The sequence below is a fragment of the Enterococcus sp. AZ078 genome, assembly GCF_051714985.1.
GTDB lineage: Bacteria > Bacillota > Bacilli > Lactobacillales > Enterococcaceae > Enterococcus_B > Enterococcus_B hirae.
This window is the reverse complement of sequence record NZ_JBIOSW010000001.1, coordinates 2,243,557-2,267,764: the sequence shown is the minus strand read 5'-3', so window position 1 is coordinate 2,267,764 and position 24,208 is coordinate 2,243,557. Positions and strand designations below refer to the sequence as shown.

At 36.4% G+C, this 24,208-nt stretch carries 27 protein-coding genes and 1 tRNA gene; 19 read left to right on the top strand and 9 right to left on the bottom strand.

The window, feature by feature from the left end; genetic code table 11:
* Positions 1-7: 7 nt before the first annotated feature.
* Positions 8-1,255, bottom strand: a complete 1,248-nt coding sequence (locus tag IGJ18_RS10640; protein ID WP_010718693.1) for an SPFH domain-containing protein — start codon at positions 1,253-1,255, stop codon at positions 8-10.
* Between the two features lie 297 nt (positions 1,256-1,552).
* Between IGJ18_RS10640 and dnaX the strand changes: the two genes are divergently transcribed.
* From dnaX to IGJ18_RS10590, 10 genes are all read left to right on the top strand, one after another.
* Entirely contained in the window at positions 1,553-3,301 is a 1,749-nt protein-coding gene (gene dnaX / locus IGJ18_RS10635) for a DNA polymerase III subunit gamma/tau (RefSeq protein WP_438843303.1), read from the top strand.
* 24 nt (positions 3,302-3,325) lie between these two features.
* The gene (locus IGJ18_RS10630; protein ID WP_010718691.1) at positions 3,326-3,637 is read left to right on the top strand and encodes a YbaB/EbfC family nucleoid-associated protein; all 312 of its coding nucleotides are present in this window, start codon (positions 3,326-3,328) and stop codon (positions 3,635-3,637) included.
* A 23-nt stretch (positions 3,638-3,660) separates the two neighbouring features.
* Positions 3,661-4,257 carry a recombination mediator RecR gene (gene recR / locus IGJ18_RS10625; RefSeq protein WP_010718690.1) on the top strand — a complete coding sequence of 199 codons (597 nt, stop codon included), beginning with the start codon at positions 3,661-3,663 and terminating at the stop codon, positions 4,255-4,257.
* A 63-nt stretch (positions 4,258-4,320) separates the two neighbouring features.
* Positions 4,321-4,965: a dTMP kinase gene (gene tmk, locus IGJ18_RS10620; protein ID WP_010718689.1), complete on the top strand. Its 645-nt coding sequence runs from the start codon at positions 4,321-4,323 to the stop codon at positions 4,963-4,965.
* Between the two features lie 14 nt (positions 4,966-4,979).
* Positions 4,980-5,309, top strand: coding sequence for a cyclic-di-AMP receptor (locus IGJ18_RS10615; RefSeq protein ID WP_010718688.1), 330 nt, complete (start codon positions 4,980-4,982; stop codon positions 5,307-5,309).
* Positions 5,310-5,317: 8 nt separating this feature from the next.
* Positions 5,318-6,259 (top strand): DNA polymerase III subunit delta', encoded by a 942-nt coding sequence (gene holB, locus IGJ18_RS10610; RefSeq protein ID WP_010718687.1) that lies wholly within the window; start codon positions 5,318-5,320, stop codon positions 6,257-6,259.
* Positions 6,260-6,294: 35 nt separating this feature from the next.
* Positions 6,295-7,119 carry a PSP1 domain-containing protein gene (locus IGJ18_RS10605; protein ID WP_010738041.1) on the top strand — a complete coding sequence of 275 codons (825 nt, stop codon included), beginning with the start codon at positions 6,295-6,297 and terminating at the stop codon, positions 7,117-7,119.
* Positions 7,112-7,456 carry a DNA replication initiation control protein YabA gene (locus IGJ18_RS10600; RefSeq protein WP_010718685.1) on the top strand — a complete coding sequence of 115 codons (345 nt, stop codon included), beginning with the start codon at positions 7,112-7,114 and terminating at the stop codon, positions 7,454-7,456. The genes IGJ18_RS10605 and IGJ18_RS10600 overlap by 8 nt, the downstream gene beginning before the upstream one ends.
* Before the next feature lie 659 nt (positions 7,457-8,115).
* Positions 8,116-8,982, top strand: coding sequence for a 16S rRNA (cytidine(1402)-2'-O)-methyltransferase (gene rsmI, locus IGJ18_RS10595; RefSeq protein WP_161651635.1), 867 nt, complete (start codon positions 8,116-8,118; stop codon positions 8,980-8,982).
* 144 nt (positions 8,983-9,126) lie between these two features.
* Positions 9,127-9,387, top strand: a complete 261-nt coding sequence (locus IGJ18_RS10590) for a hypothetical protein (protein ID WP_002328071.1) — start codon at positions 9,127-9,129, stop codon at positions 9,385-9,387.
* A gap of 301 nt (positions 9,388-9,688) precedes the next feature.
* On the opposite strand, the gene IGJ18_RS10585 is transcribed toward IGJ18_RS10590, so the two are convergent.
* Positions 9,689-10,036 (bottom strand): thioredoxin family protein, encoded by a 348-nt coding sequence (locus IGJ18_RS10585; protein ID WP_002328072.1) that lies wholly within the window; start codon positions 10,034-10,036, stop codon positions 9,689-9,691.
* 538 nt (positions 10,037-10,574) lie between these two features.
* On the opposite strand from IGJ18_RS10585, the gene IGJ18_RS10580 reads away from it, so the two are divergent.
* Both IGJ18_RS10580 and IGJ18_RS10575 read left to right on the top strand, forming a co-directional pair.
* Positions 10,575-11,525 (top strand): permease, encoded by a 951-nt coding sequence (locus IGJ18_RS10580; RefSeq protein WP_010738040.1) that lies wholly within the window; start codon positions 10,575-10,577, stop codon positions 11,523-11,525.
* A gap of 10 nt (positions 11,526-11,535) precedes the next feature.
* The gene (locus IGJ18_RS10575; RefSeq protein WP_010718682.1) at positions 11,536-12,399 is read left to right on the top strand and encodes a TIGR03943 family putative permease subunit; all 864 of its coding nucleotides are present in this window, start codon (positions 11,536-11,538) and stop codon (positions 12,397-12,399) included.
* A gap of 142 nt (positions 12,400-12,541) precedes the next feature.
* Here IGJ18_RS10575 and IGJ18_RS10570 read toward each other — a convergent pair whose 3' ends face one another.
* Together IGJ18_RS10570 and IGJ18_RS10565 are read right to left on the bottom strand one after the other, a co-directional pair.
* Complete coding sequence (locus tag IGJ18_RS10570) at positions 12,542-13,033, bottom strand: threonine/serine exporter family protein (RefSeq protein ID WP_034699026.1); 492 nt, start codon at positions 13,031-13,033, stop codon at positions 12,542-12,544.
* 15 nt (positions 13,034-13,048) lie between these two features.
* Positions 13,049-13,801, bottom strand: coding sequence for a threonine/serine exporter family protein (locus IGJ18_RS10565; protein ID WP_010718680.1), 753 nt, complete (start codon positions 13,799-13,801; stop codon positions 13,049-13,051).
* A 119-nt stretch (positions 13,802-13,920) separates the two neighbouring features.
* On the opposite strand from IGJ18_RS10565, the gene IGJ18_RS10560 reads away from it, so the two are divergent.
* The 7 genes from IGJ18_RS10560 to IGJ18_RS10530 all read left to right on the top strand — a co-directional run bounded on the left by IGJ18_RS10560 (position 13,921) and on the right by IGJ18_RS10530 (position 18,097).
* Positions 13,921-13,991: transfer RNA gene (locus tag IGJ18_RS10560), tRNA-Gly, on the top strand.
* Positions 13,992-14,276: 285 nt separating this feature from the next.
* Entirely contained in the window at positions 14,277-14,993 is a 717-nt protein-coding gene (locus IGJ18_RS10555; protein WP_178305759.1) for a DNA/RNA non-specific endonuclease, read from the top strand.
* Positions 14,994-15,261: 268 nt separating this feature from the next.
* Positions 15,262-15,528 carry an IreB family regulatory phosphoprotein gene (locus IGJ18_RS10550; protein ID WP_010718678.1) on the top strand — a complete coding sequence of 89 codons (267 nt, stop codon included), beginning with the start codon at positions 15,262-15,264 and terminating at the stop codon, positions 15,526-15,528.
* Positions 15,525-15,956 carry a Holliday junction resolvase RuvX gene (ruvX, locus tag IGJ18_RS10545; protein WP_010718677.1) on the top strand — a complete coding sequence of 144 codons (432 nt, stop codon included), beginning with the start codon at positions 15,525-15,527 and terminating at the stop codon, positions 15,954-15,956. Before IGJ18_RS10550 ends, ruvX begins: the two co-directional genes overlap by 4 nt.
* Positions 15,957-15,979: 23 nt before the next feature.
* Positions 15,980-16,291 (top strand): DUF1292 domain-containing protein, encoded by a 312-nt coding sequence (locus tag IGJ18_RS10540; RefSeq protein ID WP_010718676.1) that lies wholly within the window; start codon positions 15,980-15,982, stop codon positions 16,289-16,291.
* Positions 16,292-16,703: 412 nt separating this feature from the next.
* Complete coding sequence (locus IGJ18_RS10535; protein ID WP_010738038.1) at positions 16,704-17,171, top strand: RNA polymerase sigma factor; 468 nt, start codon at positions 16,704-16,706, stop codon at positions 17,169-17,171.
* Positions 17,171-18,097 (top strand): anti sigma factor C-terminal domain-containing protein, encoded by a 927-nt coding sequence (locus IGJ18_RS10530; protein WP_178305760.1) that lies wholly within the window; start codon positions 17,171-17,173, stop codon positions 18,095-18,097. Before IGJ18_RS10535 ends, IGJ18_RS10530 begins: the two co-directional genes overlap by 1 nt.
* Before the next feature lie 390 nt (positions 18,098-18,487).
* Here the strand turns inward: IGJ18_RS10530 and IGJ18_RS10525 are convergent, their stop codons facing one another.
* The 5 genes from IGJ18_RS10525 to IGJ18_RS10505 form a co-directional block, all read right to left on the bottom strand.
* Positions 18,488-18,790, bottom strand: coding sequence for a hypothetical protein (locus tag IGJ18_RS10525; protein WP_010718673.1), 303 nt, complete (start codon positions 18,788-18,790; stop codon positions 18,488-18,490).
* Between the two features lie 122 nt (positions 18,791-18,912).
* Positions 18,913-19,932, bottom strand: a complete 1,020-nt coding sequence (locus tag IGJ18_RS10520; RefSeq protein ID WP_178305761.1) for a phosphotransferase family protein — start codon at positions 19,930-19,932, stop codon at positions 18,913-18,915.
* A gap of 75 nt (positions 19,933-20,007) precedes the next feature.
* Complete coding sequence (locus tag IGJ18_RS10515; RefSeq protein ID WP_438843301.1) at positions 20,008-21,813, bottom strand: ABC transporter ATP-binding protein; 1,806 nt, start codon at positions 21,811-21,813, stop codon at positions 20,008-20,010.
* On the bottom strand, positions 21,810-23,537 hold the full coding sequence (locus IGJ18_RS10510; protein WP_178305763.1) for an ABC transporter ATP-binding protein: 1,728 nt from the start codon (positions 23,535-23,537) through the stop codon (positions 21,810-21,812). Before IGJ18_RS10510 ends, IGJ18_RS10515 begins: the two co-directional genes overlap by 4 nt.
* Positions 23,534-23,986, bottom strand: a complete 453-nt coding sequence (locus IGJ18_RS10505; protein WP_010718669.1) for a MarR family winged helix-turn-helix transcriptional regulator — start codon at positions 23,984-23,986, stop codon at positions 23,534-23,536. The genes IGJ18_RS10510 and IGJ18_RS10505 overlap by 4 nt, the downstream gene beginning before the upstream one ends.
* Positions 23,987-24,208 lie beyond the last annotated feature (222 nt).

The window sequence follows — 24,208 nt, the reverse complement described above, 5'->3', positions numbered from 1 at the left end:
CTAAAACTTAGTCGAGTGGGATTCCTTTGAATGGTTTTCCACAATTTGGACAAAACTTAGGGATACCATTTGAAAGATCGACCACTTCGTTACATTCACTACATTTCATTTGTAACTTTGGTTGGACATTTGCAACTGGCTTGGCTGCCCCACAGTTAGAACAGAATTTTCCAGTATTTTCAGTTCCGCAGACTGGACATGTCCAAGTATCATTGCTCCCTTGAGCAGTTTGTTGGTTTTGTTTTTCAGCTTGTTGTTTGATTTGTTCCTGGTTATTTTGTGCTGCTTGTGAAAGGTAAGAACCATTAGCATTCATTCCCATTCCCATGCCCATAAAGCCAGTCATCGCGCCGGCATCATTTTTACCAGCAGCTTCCATCCCACGAGCAATCGAACCTTGAACATAGCCTTCACGAACACTTGGATCTCCCAACATCGCACCTTCATTACGCATATTGATCAATTTCACTGAATCATCTGTGTAAGAAATACTTGCTACTGCGACAGAAACGATTTCCATACCACGTAATTCATTCCAAGATTCATCTAAAACATTGCCCATGTATTTACTTAATTCTAAGCTTTTTGATGGAACATAAGAAATGCGCTGACCATCAGCAGACATTTGGTTGATTGCAGCTTGAAGAGCTGTTAAAAATTCTGCCAGATACTGCTCATTAATATCTGAGATTTCTACTTGCGTTTTGTTTTTAGGAATAGCGTTGGTATAAAACAAAATTGGATCAGTAATATGGATCGAATAAGTACCATGAGCTCGTAAGAACAATTCAGCATTGTAAAAATTGTCAAAATAGTTCAGTGGCGCACTGGTACCAAACTTGATTCCTTTGATTTCTTGAAGATTGATATAAAAGACTTGTTGCTTTTGAGGTGTCACGCCACCGAATTTAAAACGTTCAAAAGTTTCTGCGATCGCACCTTTCAATGAACCATTGAACATGGAAGGAGCAGAGTCATTTTTGATCGTATAGTAGCCTTCTTCAGCAGTATAATCAATGATTTTACCACCATCTACAAGGAGCATCATCATATTCGGATAGACATGGACAACGGTTCCGTCAGTTAGAACATCCTCTGTTCCTTTACGATTGGAGCCACGTTTATCATCTTTACGTACTTTCACACCTTTTGTCATAACTGTTGTATCGCTCATATCCGCTGGTTCGATTACTTCGATCCATTGATCTGCTAATCCACCGCCGATCATGCTTGTTGCTGCTTTGATAAGACCCATAAAAAATTCCTCCCTTTATGAATGTTGATTGTTAAATGAATGACTCTATTATACCATAGGAGCAATGAAAAACTCTCAGACGGAAGATGGATATTAGCTGTTTAGCTGATTTTCTTTCAGTTGCAAAAAACAAGGAAGATCGAGAAAGCTGTTTGTGAGTATTTATTTGAAAGAATCGGGGAATGCACAAGTAACTACAAACGACAAATCATGATTCTTCTCATAACTATAGTAGTTTTTTTTAGTAAAATCACGTATAATAAAAGATAGTGAATTTTTCAAAAAAGGGGGATCTTCATGGCATATCAAGCACTCTATCGTGTCTGGCGTTCACAGCGTTTCGAAGACATTGTCGGGCAAAAAGCGGTGACACAGACGTTGAAAAATGCTATCGTTTCCCATAAAACTTCTCATGCTTATCTATTTACAGGACCACGAGGAACTGGTAAAACGAGTGCAGCTAAAATTTTTGCAAAAGCTATCAACTGTCCGAATAGTCAAGATGGAGAACCTTGTAATCATTGTGAAATGTGTCAGTCGATTACAGCGGGAACACAAGAAGACGTGATTGAAATCGACGCAGCAAGTAATAACGGAGTCGAAGAAATACGTTTTATTCGAGATCGAGCGAACTACGCACCGACAAAAGCAACTTATAAAATCTATATCATAGATGAAGTGCATATGCTTTCTACCGGAGCGTTCAATGCATTGTTGAAAACTTTAGAAGAACCTAAAGAAAATGTTATTTTTATTTTAGCAACAACCGAGCCACATAAGATACCAGCAACGATCATTTCCAGAACACAACGCTTTGATTTCAAACGAATCAATGCAGCAGATATCGTTGAGCATTTGGCATACATTTTAAAGCAATCAGACGTACAATATGAAGAACCAGCACTAGGGGTTATTGCTCGAGCAGCAGAAGGCGGGATGCGTGATGCGCTAAGTATCATGGACCAAGCGATTTCTTTTAGTAATGGGATCGTAACTGTGGATGATGCGATGCAAGTTACCGGTAGTCTAACCAACGAGATGATGGATGAATTTTTAGGCGCTTGTGTGAATAATGAAGTGCCCAAAGCGTTAGAATCATTAACAGATATCTTAGCTGCTGGTAAGGAAGCACGGCGCTTTTTAGAAGATCTTTTACAGTATTGTCGTGACTTACTGATGTACCAACAAGCACCAAATCTCGTAGCAGAACGAACAACTTCACTTCGAGAACCATTTGTCGAACTAGCAAAAGAAGTACCTGCACCTCGACTTTTTCAGATGATCCATATTTTGAGTGAAACACAAAATGAGATTCGTTTTACTAATAGTGCTACGATCTATCTGGAAGTAGCAACCGTCAAGCTAGCTCAAGCTTCTGGTTCAGCTGCTCCTTCAAGTAGTAACCAAGCAAGTGAAGTAGACAGTCAGTTAATTAATCAGCTACAAGCAGAGATCAAAGAGCTGAAAAAAACGATCAACGAGATCAAAACGAATGGGGGAACCCCTTCAACTACTGCCAAGCAAACACAAGCTCCTGTTCAAAAGAAACAAGCAAGTACGTATCGGATACCAACTGAACGAGTGTATCAGGTTCTAAGAGAAGCAACCAGAAAGCATTTGAATGAAGTCAAAGAAGTCTGGGACGATTTGTTGATGAGTTTGTCTGTGACACAACGAGCGATGCTTAAAGCAAGTGAACCAGTTGCGGCTAGTCCTACTGGGTTAGTCATTGCGTTTGATTACGAGATCGTTTGTCAACGAGCTGCCAACGACGAAGAATTACAGTTGGCGATCCATAATAATTTAAGTCGAATGATCAAAGACTATGCACCAGATTCAGTCTATATCACGAGAGAAAGCTGGCCAACGATCCGCAAAGACTATTTAGTCCAAGCAAAAGACGGGAGTAATGATGATTCTTTTGCTCCGGAAGATTCAGATGAAGAGATCGAACTGATCCCTCAACAAGCACCAAGTGAAGAAACGATCGTCACGAAAGCCGAAGAAATCTTTGGCACAGATGTTGTGACAATCATTGATGATTAAATAAAAAAAGGAGAATGATCAATTATGATGCGCGGAATGGGAAACATGCAAGGGATGATGAAACAAGTCCAAAAAATGCAAAAAGAGATGGTTCAAGCACAAGAACAATTGAACGAAACAGAATTTACTGGTGTAGCAACCAATGAGTTAGTAAAAGTTATTTTTACAGGTGATCGTCGGATGAAAGACATCCAAATCAGTGAAGGTGTCGTGGATCCTGAAGATACAGAAATGTTGCAAGACCTGTTGATGATGGCTGTCAATGATGCTTTGACAAAAATCGATGCAGAATCTGAAAAAACAATGGGAAAATACACTAAGGGGTTACCCTTCTAATTTTTCCTAAAGGGGTAATGAAAATGCAATATCCAGAACCAATTGCTAAATTGATCGATAGTTACATGAGACTGCCAGGGATCGGTCAGAAAACAGCCACAAGATTAGCTTTCTACACGATCGATATGAAAGATGAAATCGTGAATGAATTTGCTAAATCGTTGTTAAGTGTCAAGCGAGATCTTCATTTTTGTAGTGTTTGCGGCAACATCACAGAAGAAGACCCATGTGAGATTTGTAAAGATCCTTCAAGAGACCGGGGAGTTATCTTAGTTGTCGAAGAACCAAAAGACGTGATGGCGTTAGAAAAAATGCGGGAATATCGTGGGCTTTATCATGTTCTACATGGGGTTCTTTCTCCAATGGAAGGGACTGGACCTGAAGATATCAACATTTCTTCGTTACTTGAACGCCTACATGATGATCAAGTGAAAGAAGTGATCATTGCAACAAATGCAACCACTGAAGGAGAAGCTACTGCCATGTATCTTTCACGATTGATCAAACCGGCTGGTATCAAAGTCACTCGATTGGCCCACGGCTTATCCGTTGGTTCGGATATCGAATATGCTGATGAAGTGACCCTGTTAAAAGCGGTAGAAGGCAGACGCGAGTTATAAATTTTCTATAAAAAAGAATTTCGGCTACAATAAAGAAGTAACGCAAGAGATGGGGGCAAAAATGTGAACGGACTATTTATTACGATCGAGGGACCAGATGGAGCTGGGAAAACCAGTATTCTAAATGAGTTATTCCCTCTTTTGAAAAAAGTAGCAAAAACAAAGATCATTCAAACAAGAGAACCAGGTGGGATCCCGATTGCCGAAGAGATTCGGGCAGTTATCCTTGATCCTAAAAATGATCGGATGGATGAACGGACAGAAGCTTTGCTATATGCTGCGGCTAGAAGACAGCATTTGGTCGAGAAAGTCCTACCTGCTTTATCAGAAGGAAGCATTGTTTTATGTGATCGATTTGTAGACAGCTCATTGGCTTATCAAGGGGCGGGACGTAGAATTGGTGTTTCTGAGATTGCCCGCTTGAATGAATTTGCTACAGAAGGTACGACACCTGACTTTACCCTTTATCTCGATATTGATTCAGATACTGGATTGCATCGCATTAAAGAGAACCGAAGAGGTCAAATCGATCGATTAGATTCAGAAGGATTGGAATTTCATCAACGAGTACGTCATGCGTATTTAAAAATAGCTGAAGAGAATCCTGAACGTATTTATAAAATTGATGCAAGAAAGAGCTTTGAAGAGGTACTTCAAACAAGTTACAGAGCCATTGTTGAACAATACCCACAATTTTTTGAAAACTAGGAAGGTGACTGTATATGAAAATTATTTTAGCAATTATTCAAGACAAAGACAGTAATCGTTTATCCAATGAATTGATTGATGCCAATATCCGTGCAACAAAATTATCTTCAACTGGTGGCTTTTTGAAAGCTGGCAACAGTACATTTATTGTTGGGATTGAAGACGAACGTGTAGAAGAAGCATTAGAAATCATCAAAAAAACTTGTGAATCAAGAAAACAATTTGTTTCAACACCTGTCACGTTGGATATCTCTATGGACGGTGGAGTTCCTTATCCAGTAGAAGTTGAAGTCGGTGGAGCAACCGTCTTTGTGTTACCAGTTGAAGGATTTCATCAATTTTAGGAGGCGCCATGGATCAAGAATTTACGCTGGATCAAATGCAACCTATCGTGTATCAACAGCTTCAACGAAGTTTTGAGCATGGGCGCCTCGCTCATGCTTATCTTTTTGAAGGCGAAAAAGGAACGGGAAAACACGAAATGGGGATTTGGTTAGCACAACACCTGTTTTGTACGAATCTGCAGGAACAACTTCCTTGTGGAGTATGCAATAATTGTCAACGAATCCAAAACCAAGAACATCCAGACGTTTTAACGATCGTACCAGAAGGGCAAACGATCAAAGTCGATCAAATTAGACGTTTGCAAACCGAATTTAGTCGTAGTGGTTATGAATCTCGGAAGAAAGTTTTCCTTATTCAAGAAGCAGAAAAGATGAATGCAAGTGCAGCAAATAGTTTGCTTAAGTTTTTAGAAGAACCACCAGGCGATTTTCTAGCGATCTTAGAAACAGATTCGATTGGGCGAATCCTACCAACGATTCAATCACGCTGCCAAATCTTGCATTTTCAGGAGCTGGCTAAAGATGCGTTGATTTATAAATTACAACAAGCACAGATTCCTTTAGAAAAAGCGAAACTTTTGACTTTCTTGACGAACAGTTTCACAAAAGCAGTTGAAATATCGCAAAATGAATGGTTTAATGATGCTAAGGATTCGATTCAACAGTGGTTTGTGTATTTGCAAAAAAATGATACACAAGCATTCATTTATGTTCAAAAAAAGTTAATAAAGACTTTTAAAGAAAAATCGCAACAATTTACTGGTTTATCGATCTTAATGTTTTATTATCAAGAAGCTTTACAACAAGCTTTAATAGCAGAAAATCTTAGAAAAGTAACACGTATTAATCAGACGATTGAGCGTATTTTATTAGCGGAACAGAAATTAAGAAGCAATGTCAGCTTCCAAGCAGTAGCGGAACAGTTTGTTTTACAAACAATTACTGGCTGAGACAGCAGGAAAAATGAGGGTCAAGGGGGATGGAAATGGTCGAAGTAGTAGGTGTCCGTTATAAAGAAGCAGGTCCTATCTATTATTTTAAACCTGGTCAATTAACGTATGAATACAACGAGAAAGTAATCGTTGAAACTCAAAAAAACTTACATATTGCAACTGTCGCCATTCCTAAAGCAGAACTTGATCCGGAAGAATTGCCTGAGCAAATCAGTTCAATTTTGCATAAAGCGACACAAGCAGAACTCGAAAAAGAACAAAAAAATAAAGAAGATGCAGAACAAGCTAGGCTGATTGCGAAAGAAAAAGTCAAAAAACATGGGTTAGAAATGAAGATCATTCATGTAGAATATACGTTAGATCGTAGTAAACTCATCTTTTCATTCACAGCAGATGGACGAATTGATTTTCGGGAATTAGTCAAAGACTTAGCTGCCGTGTTTCGTACTAGGATTGAACTTCAACAAATCGGAGTACGAGATGAAGCAAAATTGCTAGGTGGAATTGGCCCATGTGGACGGCCTTTATGCTGTGCTTCTTTTTTAGGAGATTTTGTCCCAGTTTCAATCAAAATGGCAAAAAATCAAAATTTGTCCTTAAACCCGACTAAGATATCTGGGTTGTGTGGACGTTTGATGTGTTGCTTGCAATATGAAAATGAAGAATATGAATTAGCAAAAAAAGCACTTCCAGATTTTGGAACAGTGGTTAACACTCCTGATGGTAAAGGGAAAGTTGTCGGCTTGAACTTACTTAATCGACTAGTAAATGTTCGATTAACAGGTCGGGAAAATCCAATCGAATATGAATGGGATGAATTGAAAAACTTCATCCAGGTAGGTGAGATAAATGGATAAGAGATCATTATATGATGGCTTGAACCAATTAGAATCAGAGCTAAGAAATACATTAACTGAATTGGTGGAAATGAAGCAAGCATTACATGAGATCGTTGAAAAAAATACAACGTTGGAAATGGAAAATCAACGTTTAAGAGAGCATTTACGGGAATTAAATCAAGTACAAACACCAGCAGATAATGTGAAACAAGAACTTTCAAAATCTCGTATGAACTTAGAAAAGATTTATGAAGAAGGCTTTCATGTTTGTTATGATCTCTATGGCTCAAGACGTGAGAATGACGAACCTTGTGCCTTTTGTTTAGAAGTCATCTATCGAGAAAGCGGACGGTAAACAAAGAGATTTGAAACAAGCCTGATATTGCTTATTTTTAGCGATCAATAAACGGCACTCACAGTATCACTTCTACGGAATTAAGTCCGAAAATAAAAAATAAGAAATGCTATTTTTCAATGTTTCGCCCTTAATTCTTAAAGGAGGCCGTGTTGTTCACGACCTCTTATATGGCGTTCAAAGAGCTGACCTTTGATAATAGTTCAAAAAACTGCAAAATATGAGAAGCTATTTTTCAGTTTTCTTCACTATTTCTCAGGTCAAACCGCTCTTTTCACGACCTTATCCACGGCGTTCAAACATCAGCTCCTTGAAATAAGCCTGAATTTTTCAAAACATGAGAAGCTGTTTCAAAAAATTCTTTCTTATTGTCATCGGAGCTACCCGATGTTTTCACGACCTCTTACACGGCGTTCAAAGCATTGCTTCTGCGGAATTAAGCTCAAAAAATTAAAAATATGAAAAGCTATTTTCAATTTTTCGTTCTTAATTCTTGAAGCAGCCCATGCTTTTCACGACCTTTACACGGCGTTCAAGAAGCAACTCCTCAGCAATAAGCGATGATTTTCTAAAATATGGGAAGCTATTTTAAAAAATCCTCTCTTATTTGCTCGGAGTTAACCGCTTCTTTCACGACCTCTTACACAGGAGAATAAATCATGCTTAATCAAAAAAGTTTTAAAGGACATCATGAAACTGGCTCGCTTTATTTAGTACCGACTCCGATTGGCAATTTAGAAGATATGACTTATCGTAGTGTACGGATATTACAAGAAGTAGACTTGATTGCCAGTGAGGATACACGAAATACCCAAAAATTACTGAATCATTTTGAGATTCAGACACCGCAAAAAAGTTTACATGAACACAACTATAAGGAACGAATTCCGCAATTGATCGCAGAGTTGACGGTTGGGCGCTCGATTGCACAGGTAAGTGATGCTGGGATGCCTTCTATTAGCGATCCAGGACATGAGCTGGTACTTGCTTGCATCCAAGCGGGGATTCCAGTAGTCGCTATTCCAGGACCAACTGCTGGGATGACTGCGTTGATTGCTTCAGGCTTGTTACCTCAGCCATTTTTATTTTATGGTTTTTTAGGAAGAAAGAAAAAAGAACAACAAACAACGTTAGAAACATTGAAAGAATACACAGCTACATTGATTTTTTACGAATCTCCTTATCGGATCAGTGCAACTTTAACGAATATGTTGACTGTTTTTGGTAACCGTCAAGTTGTTTTGTGTCGAGAATTAACAAAAATCCATGAAGAATATTTACGTGGAAGCATTGAAGAGTTATTAGACTACATTGAAGAACACCCTGTAAAGGGAGAATGCTGTTTATTGGTTGAAGGAAATACTGGAAGTGAAGAGCCACAAACACAAATTGAAGGATCATTGAAAGAACAAGTCGAACAGTTGATTGCTCTTGGGGAAAAAACAAATGCAGCCATTAAAGCTGTTGCTGTGAAAAACGGACTCAAAAAGCAAGAAGTATATCGACAATTTCACGACTTGGACTAGTTGTATCGAAAAAGATATTTTTTGAAAGAAAGTTATGTCCGAATTGCATAGGAAAGAACGTTTCTTTCTTGGTAATGACCATTTGATTTCAATGAAAATTTAACTGATTTGAGACTTTTTCTAACGATTATCGAGGTGATCAATGTGAAAACATATGTAGGTTTACTTGATAAGATCAGAGTGATAAAGACGCAACCATTGCTTGTTCGGTTTACATTGGAAACCATTCATCAGCCACTTAATTGTATTGTTGCAAATGTCGAGATTGCGGATAAGTTGATGATGATGGAAGAAAGAAAATATAACATTGCTGTTACAGGACACTTGAATCGACGTAATCAGCTAGTTGTTGAGAGTTTGCAAGTGAGAAATCCAGATCAATATACACGAAATCTCAAAATCTAGAGCGAGTGCGAGAAGTACTATGAAATTAGTGCGGTGCAATGTTACCCGCAGATTTCAAATATTAAAACACCATGGAGATTGAATGAAGTTCAACCTCTATGGTGTTTTTACGTAATGTCAACTACATAGCTAAATAAACCATAGTGAAAAAAATACTAGAACGAATTTCCAAAATTTCGCCCATAGTAAGATGAAGGGAACTTAAGCAAACCTAAGTAAACCTAAGAGGTATTTTATCCTATCTAAAGGTTAGCGCGCATTAATTGTCTTCATATGGCTATAGTATAGGTTAAGACAACGATTACTGAAACAATTCTTCATAGCTGATCGTTTCATCAGAGTTATTTAACTGATCCAGCAACGTTTCTAGTTTCGCAAAATTGATAAAGCGTGCTTGTCGTTCGACTTCTTTATTTTTATGGTAGATCAAAATAACAGGAGCAGTCAATATTTGAAAGGCGCTAGCTACTTCAGGTGTTTCCACAGCATCTAAATGAAAACTAGGAAAATCATACTGATCCAATAATTTCTTCAAACGAGGAAGAACAGCATGACATACGCTGCAATTTGGCATAGATAAGTAAAGAACTACCGTTTCATCTTGTGCTAATGACTGATGTACTTCTGATAGATTCGTGGTTTTTTTCATATAAAAAACGTCCTTCCTAATCAAAACAGCGAGACTGGGACAAAACTTGTCTCAGTCTCTTCTAGTATCTCTAAAAACGAATAAACGGTGTTCAAAGAGCTGACCTTCGGCGATAAGTCAAAAAATCTCAAAACATGGGGGGCTGTTTCGAGATTTTCATCCTTAACGCTCAGGTCAAAACACTCTTTTCACGACCTCTTGTTCACGGTGAGACAAAAGTAGCATCTTCGGAAAATTTGCCGAAATTTACCAAAAATTTGAGAAGCACCAAGTAGGTAACAATCAACATCAAAAACTAGTTTTTGTGTTTCTTGTCAATTTTCGGAAATTCCTTCTTATTTCTTGATGATAAACACTTTTGTCTCAACCTAATTTCGTGAACCAATTTAATCACAATAAGAAAAAAAGTCAACTAACTTGTCTTATTTTTATCAAATAAAAGATAAGAGTTAGGTAAGAAATAGAAGTAACCTTGTTTTTTTTTAGCGAAAAGCGTATATTATTCTGGCAAATGATGTTTATAGTAAGGAGCGAAAAAATGTTTTCTTTTATACCAAATTCGGTATTGCAGATGAGTACGATTTTTCTATCAATCGTTATTGAAGCTTTACCATTTGTACTATTAGGCTGTCTCATCTCTGGGGCACTACAAGTCTTTTTAACACCTGAGCGAGTCAAACGCTGGTTACCAGATAATCGCTTTTTATCCATTTTGACTGGTTCTGTTTTAGGATTTTTCTTTCCATCCTGTGAATGTGGGATCGTACCGATCGTTCATCAGTTTGTCAAAAAAGGAGTTCCTGTGCATACCGCTTTTGCATTTATGTTAACAGCACCTATTATCAATCCAATCGTCATTTTTTCTACTTTTATTGCATTTGGGAACTCTTGGGAAATGGCCGGTTGGCGAATGGTTGGAAGCTTTGTGGTAGCGTTGATCATTGGTATCTGGCTCGCTTATTTTCAAAAAGAAAGTGTATTGAAAACGAAGATCCAACAAACAATCGATCATAACCATCATCACAACCATCATCATGACCACACCCATGGTACCAATAAACACGAGGAGGTCAAAATTGGGAGAATCAAGCAACTTAGTCAGCAAACAGGTCATGTCCTCACACATTCAATCGATGAATTTTTTGATACGGGTCGGTATCTGATTGTCGGTGGTCTGATTGCCGCTAGTATGCAAACTTACTTGCCAACTCGTGTCATGTTGACACTGGGCTCAACCAAACTACTAGCAATTATTATCATGCTTCTTCTAGCTTTTACGATGTCCCTATGCTCGGAAGCAGATGCGTTCATCGGGTCCTCCTTACTCAGCCTTTTTGGTACAGCTCCTGTGGTGGCATTCTTAGTATTTGGACCAATGGTGGATATCAAAAACCTTTTGATGATGAAACGCTATTTTAATGGTCGCTTTATTTTGATGCTCATTGGTTTGATAGCCGTTAGTGTGATTGGTTTTACATTATTTATCTAGGAGGAGCAGTATGATACGATTTTTGATATTATCTGGTTATTTTGAGCTAATGATGTATTTACAAGTATCTGGGAAATTAGATCAGTACATCAATGTTCATTATCGTTATTTGGCTATTTTATCGATGATTTTATCTGCTTTACTTGCATTGGTCCAATTGTATATTTGGGTCAAGAGTGATTCAGTAAAAGGGAAAAAACAGGTAGATGAAGAAGTACACCATCACCACGATCATGATCACGATCACGGGTTAACCAAACCCTCACAACGAGTGATCGCTTATGTTCTGTTGGCTTTACCTGTTATTGTCGGTACTTTATTTCCGACAGTCAGTTTAGATACGACGATTGTGGAAGCAAAAGGATTCAATTTTCCAATAAGTAAGGAGTCGGTTGGAGACCCTGAAATGCAGACACAATATTTAAAGCCTGATACGAGCATTTATTTTAACAAGTCTGACTATTTGGATCAGATGAAAAAATTAAAAGAAAAATATGATGACAAACAGCTTATTAAGATCACTGATGAGAATTACTTGGAAGTCATGGAATTGATTTATAATTACCCAAGTGAATTTATTGGGAAAAAAATCTCTTATGAAGGCTTTGTGTATAAAACGCCAGATGGGGAGAAAGAAGATAATTTCTTATTCCGTTTTGGAATCATCCATTGCGTTGCTGACTCAGGTGTATTCGGTCTATTGACACATATGCCGGAAGGAACGAATGTCAAAAATGATGAGTGGTATAAAGTAGAAGGCACCATCCAATCTGACTACTATGAACCCTTCAAACGGGACATTCCAGTTGTAGAGGTCAATACTCTAACCAAAATCGAGGCACCTAAAAATCAATATGTGTATCGGTCATTTTAAAGCAAAGACTAAAATGATTAGTGACAAAAACAACTGATGTGACAATAAAAAACCAAAGTGCTTGAAAATAGCTTGTAGCTTGCCTATTTTGTAGATACTTTGGTTTTTTATTCATGGCACGATTATTTTCGCCGTTACTTTTTCATTTATGAATGTTTTTAGTTGTTCTTTTTTTTCGTTTCAAAAAAATGGCTTCTCGTTTTAATTTGAAGTTTCGGATATTGTGGTTGAAGACCTCTGATAAAACGAGTCCTAAAGCAATAGCACCAGCAATCATGATCGCTTGAACTGTATAACTTGCAGCTGCCTGATACGAGCCAGTTACTAGATTTCTCACTGCTTGATAAGCCAGACCTCCAGGAACTAGTGGTACCATGCCAGGGATATTAAAGATGGTTACAGGCATTTTTAATCGTTTAGAAAAAAGATCACTGATAAATGCAACACCTAAAGAACCCAGTAACGAACCAAAAGCCGGCGTACCACCTAAGTCCACACATACCCAATAGATCATCCAGCCAAAGGCACCAGAGAGCCCGCAACAAATCAAGGCACGTCTAGGAACGTTGGTGATGATCGCAAAAGCCGCTGTGGCTAAAAAGCTAAAAGAAAATTGAATAAATAGATTCCACATCATCATGTTCCTTTCTCAATAAAAAAGTTGGAAGATAAAGGCAATCGCAAATCCGATCATTGTGGCAGTCATCATGGCCTCTGTACCACGAGAAACTCCAGAAACATAGTGTCCAGCTAGTAAATCCCGAATAGCATTTGTAATCTGTACTCCAGGAACAAGGGGCATGACACAACCGATGATGATCAAATCCTGATTGGCACCTAATCCGACACGAACGCTGAGAATAGCTGTAAGACCAATTAACAAGGAGGATAAGAACTCTGACAAAAATTTGATCCGAAAAAATTTTAAACTATATAAGTAAATCGCATAGCCGATACCGCCGATCATCAAAGTGATTGGTAGATCACTCATTTCTCCACCAAATAATACCATGATCGTTCCGCTAATCACCGCAGCACTTAAAATTTGAAGCCATACTGGGAAAAATGACCGATCTTTTTCAATGGCTTGTAAGGCAATGTAGAGATCATTCAAAGTTAACTCACCAGCAACATATTTTCTAGAAAGATTATTGACATTGACAACTTTTTCCAGATTAATGGAGCGATTGGTGATTTGTTCCATTCTAATGGTTGACGTACGGTCAAGACCAATAAACAAACCCGTTTGAGTAACATAGCTGACCAGGCGATAATTGCCAGAAGCAAGAGCGATTCGGCTCATTGTGTCTTCTACTCGGTACATCTCAGCATTGCTTTCCATCATGATTTTGCCAGCTAATAAACAAGTATCAAGTAATAAATCCAACTCTTTTTCTGTCATAATATTTTCTCCAATAGTTCATTTGTTGCTTTTATTTTACTACAAATGACTAAATAAAAGAGAAATAAATAAATACTTGAGTATGAAAAGAAAGAGGCGTATACTGATTTTTGTAAGATGCGGGTGTAGTTTAGTGGTAAAATCCCAGCTTCCCAAGCTGATGTCGCGGGTTCGATTCCCGTCACCCGCTTAAACGAACGATAAGAATGAAGAGAAACAGTATTGATCACATGTTGTTTGATCAATACTGTTTTTTGTTTTTGAGTCACAAGGCATTTTTTGCTTGATTAAGTGAAAACATACTGTTTTAAGATCAATGATTTTTTATGACGTATTCTTTTTAAGAAGAGATCAATTTTTAATTAGTATAGAGAATTAAAGGTAGAAATAAATGGAATAAAATAAGTTTAAATATTTTAAAAAAGGGGAACGTATGTTAAAGTTTAGAATAGTTGTTTAGAAAAGGAGTAAAGAAATGCAGAAAAAATCAACAAAAGCCATTCTGGGTGTGGTTGTTGCTGTTTTAGCAGGGGCACTAGGACTATCAACACAAAAAAATTCAGATATCGTTCAACAAATTACTGGGTTATTTGACTCAACCCCACAAGCGTCAAAAGTAGCAGACGTACCAGAATATGATGGGAAGCATCAAGAAATTGAGATCAATCAGAATCGTCCGGATTTCACTGAAGAAGATTTGAGCTTAGCTAAAGGAACATGGCAAAGCTATTCAAATATTGATCGATTGAACCGTGTAGGTGCGGCCAATGCGTTATTGGGAAAAGACCTTTTTCCCAAAGAAAAACGCGAGCCGTTGTATATTGATCCAACTGGTTGGAAACAAAAAAAATTAAGCGATGGCCAATGGCTTTATAATCGTAGCCATTTGATTGGTTATCAATTGACTGGACAAAACAACAACATCAAAAATTTGATGACAGGTACTCGTTCATTAAATGCGCCGTATATGCTAGTCCATGAAAATGATATTGCCGCTTATATCAAAGAAACCAATCATCACGTTCGTTATCGTGTCACTCCACATTTTAAGGGGAATGAATTAGTTGCCAGAGGAGTGCAATTAGAAGCAGAAAGTATTGAAGATAAAAAAATAAAATTTAATGTGTTTATTTATAACGTTCAAGAGGGTTATGAAATCAACTATGATACTGGACAGGCGAGAAAAAAATAGCTAATGACATTCGATAGTATACGAAAAAAGTATGAACTTTTTGAAGAATTATCGAAAAAGCTTATATTTATTTAAATATAGCGTATACTTTGGTTAAGATACGATCAAGTAACTGAACATTTGATCACAAATATGTTAAAGTAATGAGAAGTCTGTTTATTAATTTAACCGGAAGTTTTTTAAGATTTATTTGTAGTTTTAAGGTAATTCGAGTAAAATAAAAGTGTAGAAGGTAAATGAATACCTTGCGGGAAAGAGGTGTAGAATCATGGGTTTTACAGATGAAACCGTACGTTTTGGTTTTGACGATAGTCGTAAAAAAGAAGTAAGTGAGACATTAGCGATCGTTTATCGGGCTTTAGAAGAAAAAGGCTACAATCCAATTAATCAGATTGTTGGCTACTTGCTTTCTGGAGACCCGGCCTACATTCCTCGTTATCGTGATGCAAGAAACTTGATACGCCGTCACGAACGCGATGAAATCATGGAAGTAATTGTTAAAGATTATCTAACAAACCATGGGGTAAGTATATGAGAGTAATGGGCTTAGATGTGGGCTCAAAAACAGTTGGTATTGCTGTTAGCGATCCATTTGGTTGGACCGCTCAAGGAGTAGAGATCATTCGTATTGATGAAGAGGCGGAAGAGTTTGGCTTTGACCGTTTGAAAGAACTAGTCGATCAATATGAAGTAGACCGATTTGTCGTAGGCTTACCTAAAAATATGAATAATACAATTGGACCAAGAGCAGAAAGCTCAATGGCTTATGGAGAAAAAATTAAAGAATTGTTCTCGTTACCAGTTGAATATCAAGATGAACGACTAACCACAGTTCAAGCTGAACGAATGTTAGTTGAGCAAGCCAATACATCAAGAGCTAAAAGAAAAAAAGTGATTGATAAATTAGCTGCTGTCATGATTTTACAAAATTATTTAGACGGTTCAGGAAAAAAATTATTTTAATTTCAATGAAAAGAGGGAGACTTATGACAGAACATAACCACACACATGACCACGATCACGAAGGGCACGAGCATATCACCTTAGTAGATGATCAAGGAAACGAAACGTTATATGAAATTTTATTAACAGTTGATGGACAAGAAGAATTTGGCCGTAACTACGTATTGCTTTATCCAGCTGGTGTACCAGAAGATGAAGATGTTGAGTTGCAAGCCTATGCTTATGTCGAAAATGAAGATGGCACAGAAGGCGAACTAGAACAAATCGAAACTGATGCAGAATGGGACATGATTGAAGAAGTATTCAACACGTTCATGGCTGAAGAAGAAGAATAGTCTTCAAATGACGGCTGAACCCTTGATGGATAAGGGTTCAGCTTTTTTGTGTTTTGCTTTGACCATGGTTATTAAAAATCGGCTCTTTGTCAAGAAGGACTGATGAGTGGAGTAAAATCAAATCTGAGTCTGAACAATCAACTCGGTTTCATCAGCCACATAAATAATAGAGTCAAAATAGTTAAGTGTATTTTGTTTTAAGGAATGATCAAGAATAAAGTATGCAGAAAATATCTGATTTCTAGATAGGAATATAAAACCCTTCGTAGGGTACGATATAATAATAAGAGGTTCTTTGTGATGAAGTATGTGACTTGTCATTGTTTCTAAGAATGAAATGACAGATAAAGTGAATATTCTTGTCCACTTTTTCAGATGTTCAAGCGTTGTATAGATGAAAGGAGAAAATGAAATGAAACAGGAGGGAACATTTGAAGAAGTATTACTTTTATTAGGGCAAGAAGTAATCAGAGTGCTAATAGAAAAGGGGAGTACGTTGGAAGACGCAGAAGATGCTGTTTCTAAAACCTATGATACTATATTTTCTTCTCTTATCTATATGACACAGGATAATTTACGTCCTTGGTTTTTTAGAGTTTCTTTCAATAACTATATTGATCTATTCAGGAAAAAGAAGCGTGAAAAAGAGCTTATTTTTCGCTATGTTGACTCGCAGTCGAATGGAACTAATGAATCAGAAAATTTATGGATGATTATCGACTCGCTAAAAAGGCAAGAACAAGAATTACTGATTTTTAAGTATTATTATCGACTATCGTATGAGGACATCGCGAGTATGTTAAATCAAAAAGTAGAAACCGTGAAAAAACAATTATACAGAGCACGAAAAAAATTAAAGGCAAACTGGGAGGATGAGTGATGGATTTGAATAGGAGTATCAAAAAAGCCAAAAGAAAGCAGATAATAATGGTCAGTTGTGTTTCAATCATAATTTTTCTTACGATGTCGGGTATCTTGGTTTTTATATTAGATAAAGTCGCTACGAAAAATTATCATGAGCTAGATCAGTCGTTATTTGCTTACCAAACAATTGCGTCACCAAATACACAAATTGACTCACAAGTGATTGCTAACAGCTCAATTTTGGGCGGGGAGGTCGTAACTAACCAATCGAAAAACATTGATGGCTACATTGTACCCTGGAGTAGTTTACATAGTAAGTACAATGTTTTTGGCAACGAAGTGGACAATAATGAACGGATGACATCTTGGTATCATTCCCTTAAAAATTCATATGAATATAATCGTCAAACCAAACAAAAAGTCGCCACATTCTACAATCCGACGATTGAAAACTATTATGGTGGGGTGAAAAATGAATTAGCGGATTTAAAAAGCACGGATGATTTACTTGCAGAAGTAGCGATTTCCTTTGATCGGCCCTATCGCTATAGTGAAGTGAAAAAAATGTTTCCGGAAAATGTCAATGTTGTCTGGTTGTATTTGTTTTCTGAAGAGAGAGACGAAAGCAAAGGACGTTCCGGTATGCCAACGTATGGTTTTCAGTTAAGTTTTGATGAAAAGAATCAGCTGATTGATGCAGAAGCAGATAAAGATTATTTTTTCAGCTCATTTGAATCACACGTTTCTTCTGTGAATAATAAAGCAATGGTAAATTTTCTAAAGGAAAACGAAAATAAGAAAGTAGATGACCTAGAAGTCTTAGGAGTAATGATTACAGGACAAGCAAAGAATTTAGCAGAACTAAAAGACAAACCCTTTGTTAGAGGCAGTTCTGTTGGTGTAACAGTACCGATTGTTCCATACATTGAACCAGAAAAATAGTAAGCTATCCTAAACAAGGAAATTGATTTAGTTCGTTTTATTTTATAAAGGTAAACAGAGGGTGTTCAGAAGACAACGGATTTCTGGACACTTTTGTTGTAATCGAATATGAAGTGTATCCTATTCTTTTTGTGTCTATAAACACTCAAACAAAGTTCATTAAATGTTTAGATGTGCTGCAAGTTTTTTAATTGCTTTATTTTTAGTCGCTTGGCTAAGGTTAACCATCGGTGTCTATTTTCTTGTTAACAGCCAACTGATGAACCTATGTTATCTAATACAATAGAAGAATTGAGGTATAACAGGTAATTAGATATCGTGTTTCTTCTGAAAAATAAAATACTCCAAGCAAAAGAGAAATTCTCAATTGCTTAGAGTATTCGCAAGCCCTTATTTCGATGAACTTTTCCAATTCTCGTATTGTTCTTTCAACTTCTTGATATACCAAGGGATTCGTTCAGGATTGTTGCTCAGAAAAGTCAAAGCATTTTCTTCAGATTCAACAATTTTTTTATCAATCACATAGGCAAATTTTTGTATGTCCATTTCTAACTTATCAATATCACTTATGAAAAATAGTTGTCCGTTAGTTTTTGCGGTCTTATTTAATGAACTCCATTTTATTTGTTTATTTTCATATGAACTATCATTAGACTGATTGTTTTCAAAACGAAATTTTATTTTTTTATTCATAAGCTTCCTCACCCTTTATATTCATCCTAATTTTTTGGTTTCAAGAAATATTTCATTAAGATAGATTGGCTAGACTTATCTTTTTAAGTTATTTTAATTCTTTTTGTTAGTTGGAATTCTCTTTATTTGATAACATATTCATTTTTGCTCAATTTTTTTAAAAAGGTTTTAATTTTTGAATTTAGATAGTATCTGTATATTTCCGCTACAATTTTCGGATAGCGATAGGTGCATGCTATTTCTACCAAATGAGTATAGATGTCATAGAGTACAAGCCTAATCTTATCTTCTTGACTAAACGTAAAATGATCATTTATCACTTTACTGTAACCTGAGATGAAATTTGGATCTTTTTCTAATCTATCTAACATGAATGAAGGGAATGTGGCTAATGGATCTCCGAAAAAGAATCGTTCAAAATCAATAATACCAGAGATAGTCAACTTTTCTTTTTTGGGTGCCAAATATATGTTTCCAGTCCACATATCATAATTAACAAGCTTAGGTGTTTGAATTTCATCCAGCAGTTCTTTTCTTTGTTCTATAGCAGATAAGATTTCAGTATACGGAATTTTGTACCCGTGCTTTCGCGCATCCTCTAACAAATCGCTAACCATAGCTGTAAATGCTTCACTCCAAGATGTGTAACGATAATGACGTTCTTCTTTGATATAGCCAAACCATTTGCCTTCAATCCCATGTAATTTAGCATTGATTTTCCCGAGTTTTTTCATCAACTCAGGTCTTGATTTATTTAAAAGCAAGTAATTAGAAAAATAGTTGGACCAAGTTTTTCCTTTAACACACTCTAATAGAATGTAATTATAAGGAATCACTTTTCTTGAAAAATCATATGCATACATTTTGGGTACAGGGACATGATGATCTTGGAGCAACTGATAAACATAAACTTCTGTGTAAAGTCCGCCTTTTTCTAACAAAGGTAAACCAGCACTTTCGTCAGGTGCAGTCTTTAATACTACTCCGTTGCGTAATTCTTGGGTGCCTTTTATTAGGTAGACTGTATTCAGCGTTCCTTCCTTAAATTGCTTGATACTCGTAACTTCAGAATGTTTAAATTGTTTGTATATAACTGTTTTGATTTGTTCATTTGTTAGCGCATTTTTTGTTGAAATCTTCATACCTTCCTCCATACGTTACTTGCAATAATTTAGTTTCTTCATTCATCGAAAGAGCATTGATACCAAGCACTTAGATTAGGCTGCAAATTGGCTATTATATAAATCAGCATAGAACCCATTTTGATGAATCAATTCTTCGTGATTTCCTTGTTCAATAATCGTTCCTTTGTCCATGACCAGAATATGATCAGCATCTTGAATTGTTGAAAGACGATGTGCGATGATAAAACTTGTACGGTTTTTCATCAGGGCATCCATTGCTTTTTGAATTTCAGCTTCCGTACGTGTATCTACGCTAGAAGTTGCTTCATCTAAAATTAGAATTGCTGGATCTGCAAGAATAGCTCTAGCTATAGTTAGTAATTGCTTTTGTCCAACAGAAATATTTGATGTTTCATCATCCAAAATAGTTTGATAACCATCAGGAAGGGTACGTATAAAATGATCGATTCGTGCAGCTTTAGCGGCTTTGATAATCTCAGTTTCTGGAGCATCTCTTTTTCCATAAGCAATATTTTCAGCAATAGTACCCGAGGATAGCCAAGTATCTTGGAGAACCATCCCAATGATCGAACGCAATTCTTGACGAGTCATTTCCGTTATATTGACATTATCGATAGAAATCTTACCTCCATTTAATTCATAAAACCTCATGATTAAGTTAACTAATGTTGTTTTGCCAGCACCTGTAGGACCAACGATGGCCACTTTACTTCCCGCTTTAACATCAATATTGATGTTATCCATCAACATCATGTCTTCTTTGTAGCCGAAACGAACATTTTCAAAACGCATTTGTCCTTTGACTTTAGGTAAGCTAATGCGTTTGTTCGTTTCAGGAATTTCTTCTATTTCATCTTCTATTTGATAGATCCGCTCAGCAGCGGCAATAGCTCCTTGAAGTGAATTAGAGATATAGGCAAATGTAGACACTGATTCAGATACTTTTTCAATATATTGTAAAAACGCTTGAATATACCCAATTGAAATACTTCCATTTAAAACAAGAATTGCCCCGCCAATTGCGATTACAACATAGCCTAAATGGTTCATAAATTGGATGATTGGATTGATGACGTAAGTAATGAACTTTGCTTTTTTTTCTTTCTGACACAGATCTTCATTTAAAGACGCAGTATTCTGAATCATTTCATCTTGGACATTAAACGCCTTAATAATTATATTTCCTGTGAATGCTTCTTCGATCTGAGCATTCATGTTTCCCAAAGCTTTCTGGTTCTCAGCATGAGCAACCTGTGTTTTTTTCGTGAACATTGAAGCAATTACCAGACTCAAGAACACAGTGCCTAGTACAATCAAAGACAGCAAAGGACTAATCATAAACATGATGAACAAGGCACCAATCATTGCTACAAATGAAGAAAGCAGTTGAGAAATTCCATCTTGTAAGGTTGTCGAAACTTTTTCAAGGTCGCTAGTGATACGACTGGATATATCTCCTTTTTTATGTGTATCATAAAATCGAAGTGGCACTCTATTCAGTTTTTCACTAATTCGTTTTCTCATTGAAAGCGTGACATTTTCTGCAACACTTGCCAAGACATATTGTTGCAGATAACTAAACAAAGCTCTGGCGGAAAAAATACCAACTAGCAATAGCAGCAACGTATTCATTGAGTGTATGCCTATTGTAAATGCGTTACTTGTTTGTACAGGTAATTGAACTTCTTGGGCAATAAGATTGATAGCCTGAGCTAATAACAAAGGATAAATTATACTCAGTAACGAACTAATCCCTACACCTATAAGAGTTAATAGTAGTTTCCATTTTTGTCCCATGAGATCAGTGTACAGACGAGAAGTTGTTTTTTTCACACTCTTTATTTTTGATGGATTTCCATTTACGGTCGTGTTACTCATGCGATATCCTCCTTGCTAAACTGAGAATCAACGATTTGTTTATAAGGTAAGCAAGTCTCTAATAAAGTCTGATGGGTGCCAATACCTGCTACTTTACCTTCGTCCAAAACAATGATTTGGTCGGCATCGATAATTGTATTGATTCTCTGAGCTACAATGATCATAGCGGCTTCTCTTGTTTCCTTTTTCAAGAGTGATCGAAGTTTCGCATCCGTCTTATAATCTAGGGCTGAAAAGCTATCATCAAATACATATAACTCAGGCTTTTTAATTAATGCACGTGCAATGGCTAGTCTTTGTTTTTGTCCACCAGAAAAATTATTTCCTCCTTGTGCTACTGATGTTTCAAATCTATCATTTAAGCTGTTAATGTAATCATTGACCTGAGCAATTTTACAAGCATGAGTGATTTCCTCATCTGTTGCATCTTTCTTACCATGTTTAAGATTATCTAAAATCGTGCCACTGAATAAAAAAGCTTTTTGAGGCACATAGCCAATTTCCTCTCGGAGGGCTGCACTAGATAAATTTTTGATATTTTTCCCTTTATAGGAAATAGTTCCTGTATAAGAGTGATAAAACCCCATAAGTAAACTTGCGATTGTTGATTTTCCAGAACCTGTACTTCCAACGATAGCTGTAGTTTGACCTTTCTTTACACTAAAACTAATGTCTTCCAACACTGGTTCTTCAGCATTTGCATAACCGAAAGACACTTTATCAAATTTGATTACTTCCGTTACTTCAGCAGTTTCATTGATAGAAGTCTCTGAGGAATCATCTTCCTCAACATTTAAAACAGCTAGTATCCTATCTGCACTTATTTTTGCTTTCGGAAGGCTAGTGATTCCTGCAAGTCCCATGATCAATGACATAAGAATGATAGAAGAGTATCCGATGACGGCAATGATATCTCCTAATTGCATTGATCCATTGGTTACTCTGATATTTCCTAGATAGACAATCAACAATGTAGAAAAATTCATGATAAGCGTAATGATCGGCATGAGGATGGCAAATAGTTTATTTATACTAACTGCTGTTTTATTGTAGTCAAAAAAGGATTTATCCATACGGCTCTTTTCATAATCCATACGATTAAAGGCACGAATGACTCTGACACCAGTAATTTTTTCCCTAATATTCTTATTCATCTTGTCAAAAAGCGTTTGCTGTTTTGCTAGAAGAGGAATCGCTTTTTTGCTAATTAAAAAAGCTAAGAAAAGAATGACCACCATGATTCCCATGATGCTGATTGCTAAACCAGTATCTTTTGAAAAAGTGAGAACTAATCCAGCAATTGCCATGAAAGGAGCGGGTAAGAGCATTTCAACTGATGAAGAAAAAGCTTCTTGGATTTTTGTTACATCGCTGGTATTTCTACTGATCATTGAAGCTGGCCCGAAATCATTGAATTTATCTATTGATAGATTTTGTGCTTTTTGAAATAACGCATTTCGAAGGTCACGGCCTAGATAGGCAGAAATTTTTGAAGAAAGATAAGTACCAAAGATGGAAAAACTCATGATAGTAAGTGCTACCAAAATCATCAGCGTACCAATTTTCCAGATATAATCTAAATCCCCTTGAAGAATACCATTATCCACAATATCTGCAGTGAGGGTAGGGATATATAATGTTCCAAATCCTTGTATGAAAACACATAAGATCATTACTATAGTTTCTTTATAATATGACTTTAAGAAGGAAAATAATTTTTTCATGATTCATTTCTCCTTTTTAAGTAATCTTCTAAAGAGAAAAAGAGTTCATTGGAAAATCTCTCAAAATCATCAATAAAAGTTGGTGCAATTTTCATAGTTTCTTGAAGGGCTTTATTTTCAATCTCATATACCGGTTTTAATACTTCTTGGGCATAGAGGAGACCTTTTTCAGTTAAACAGATTTGTAATTCACGTTTTTTCCCAGGAATATTTTTAAGAGTAATGTATCCATCTGATTCACATTCTTTGATCAGCGTATTGATTGTTGTTTTGGGAAATGACCAATCCTCGCAGATTTGTTTCTGTGAATGGAATTCTCCATCGTCTAAAACATATAAGAGCCAAAATAAATTTTCTTTGACACCAGATAATTTTGAAATTTTCCAATAAACACCATCAAGTGTAGAAGTTATTTTTCCAATTCGTTGATTCGTGTGTTTTTCAGCCATTTATGAACCTCTCCTTTATAATCCTAATTCGTACTTATGATAATAATACGAATTCGTACTAATGTCAATGATGGGATTTAGTTTTTTGATAGGGTTCTTTGTTTTTATTATTAGAGAATAATAGTTGGTCGAAAAAAATAAGAAGTGACTAGTATAACGACTGGATTCATAAGAATGGAGGACACATTTCTAGTAGGGGAAATTTGAATGCTAAAACAATTT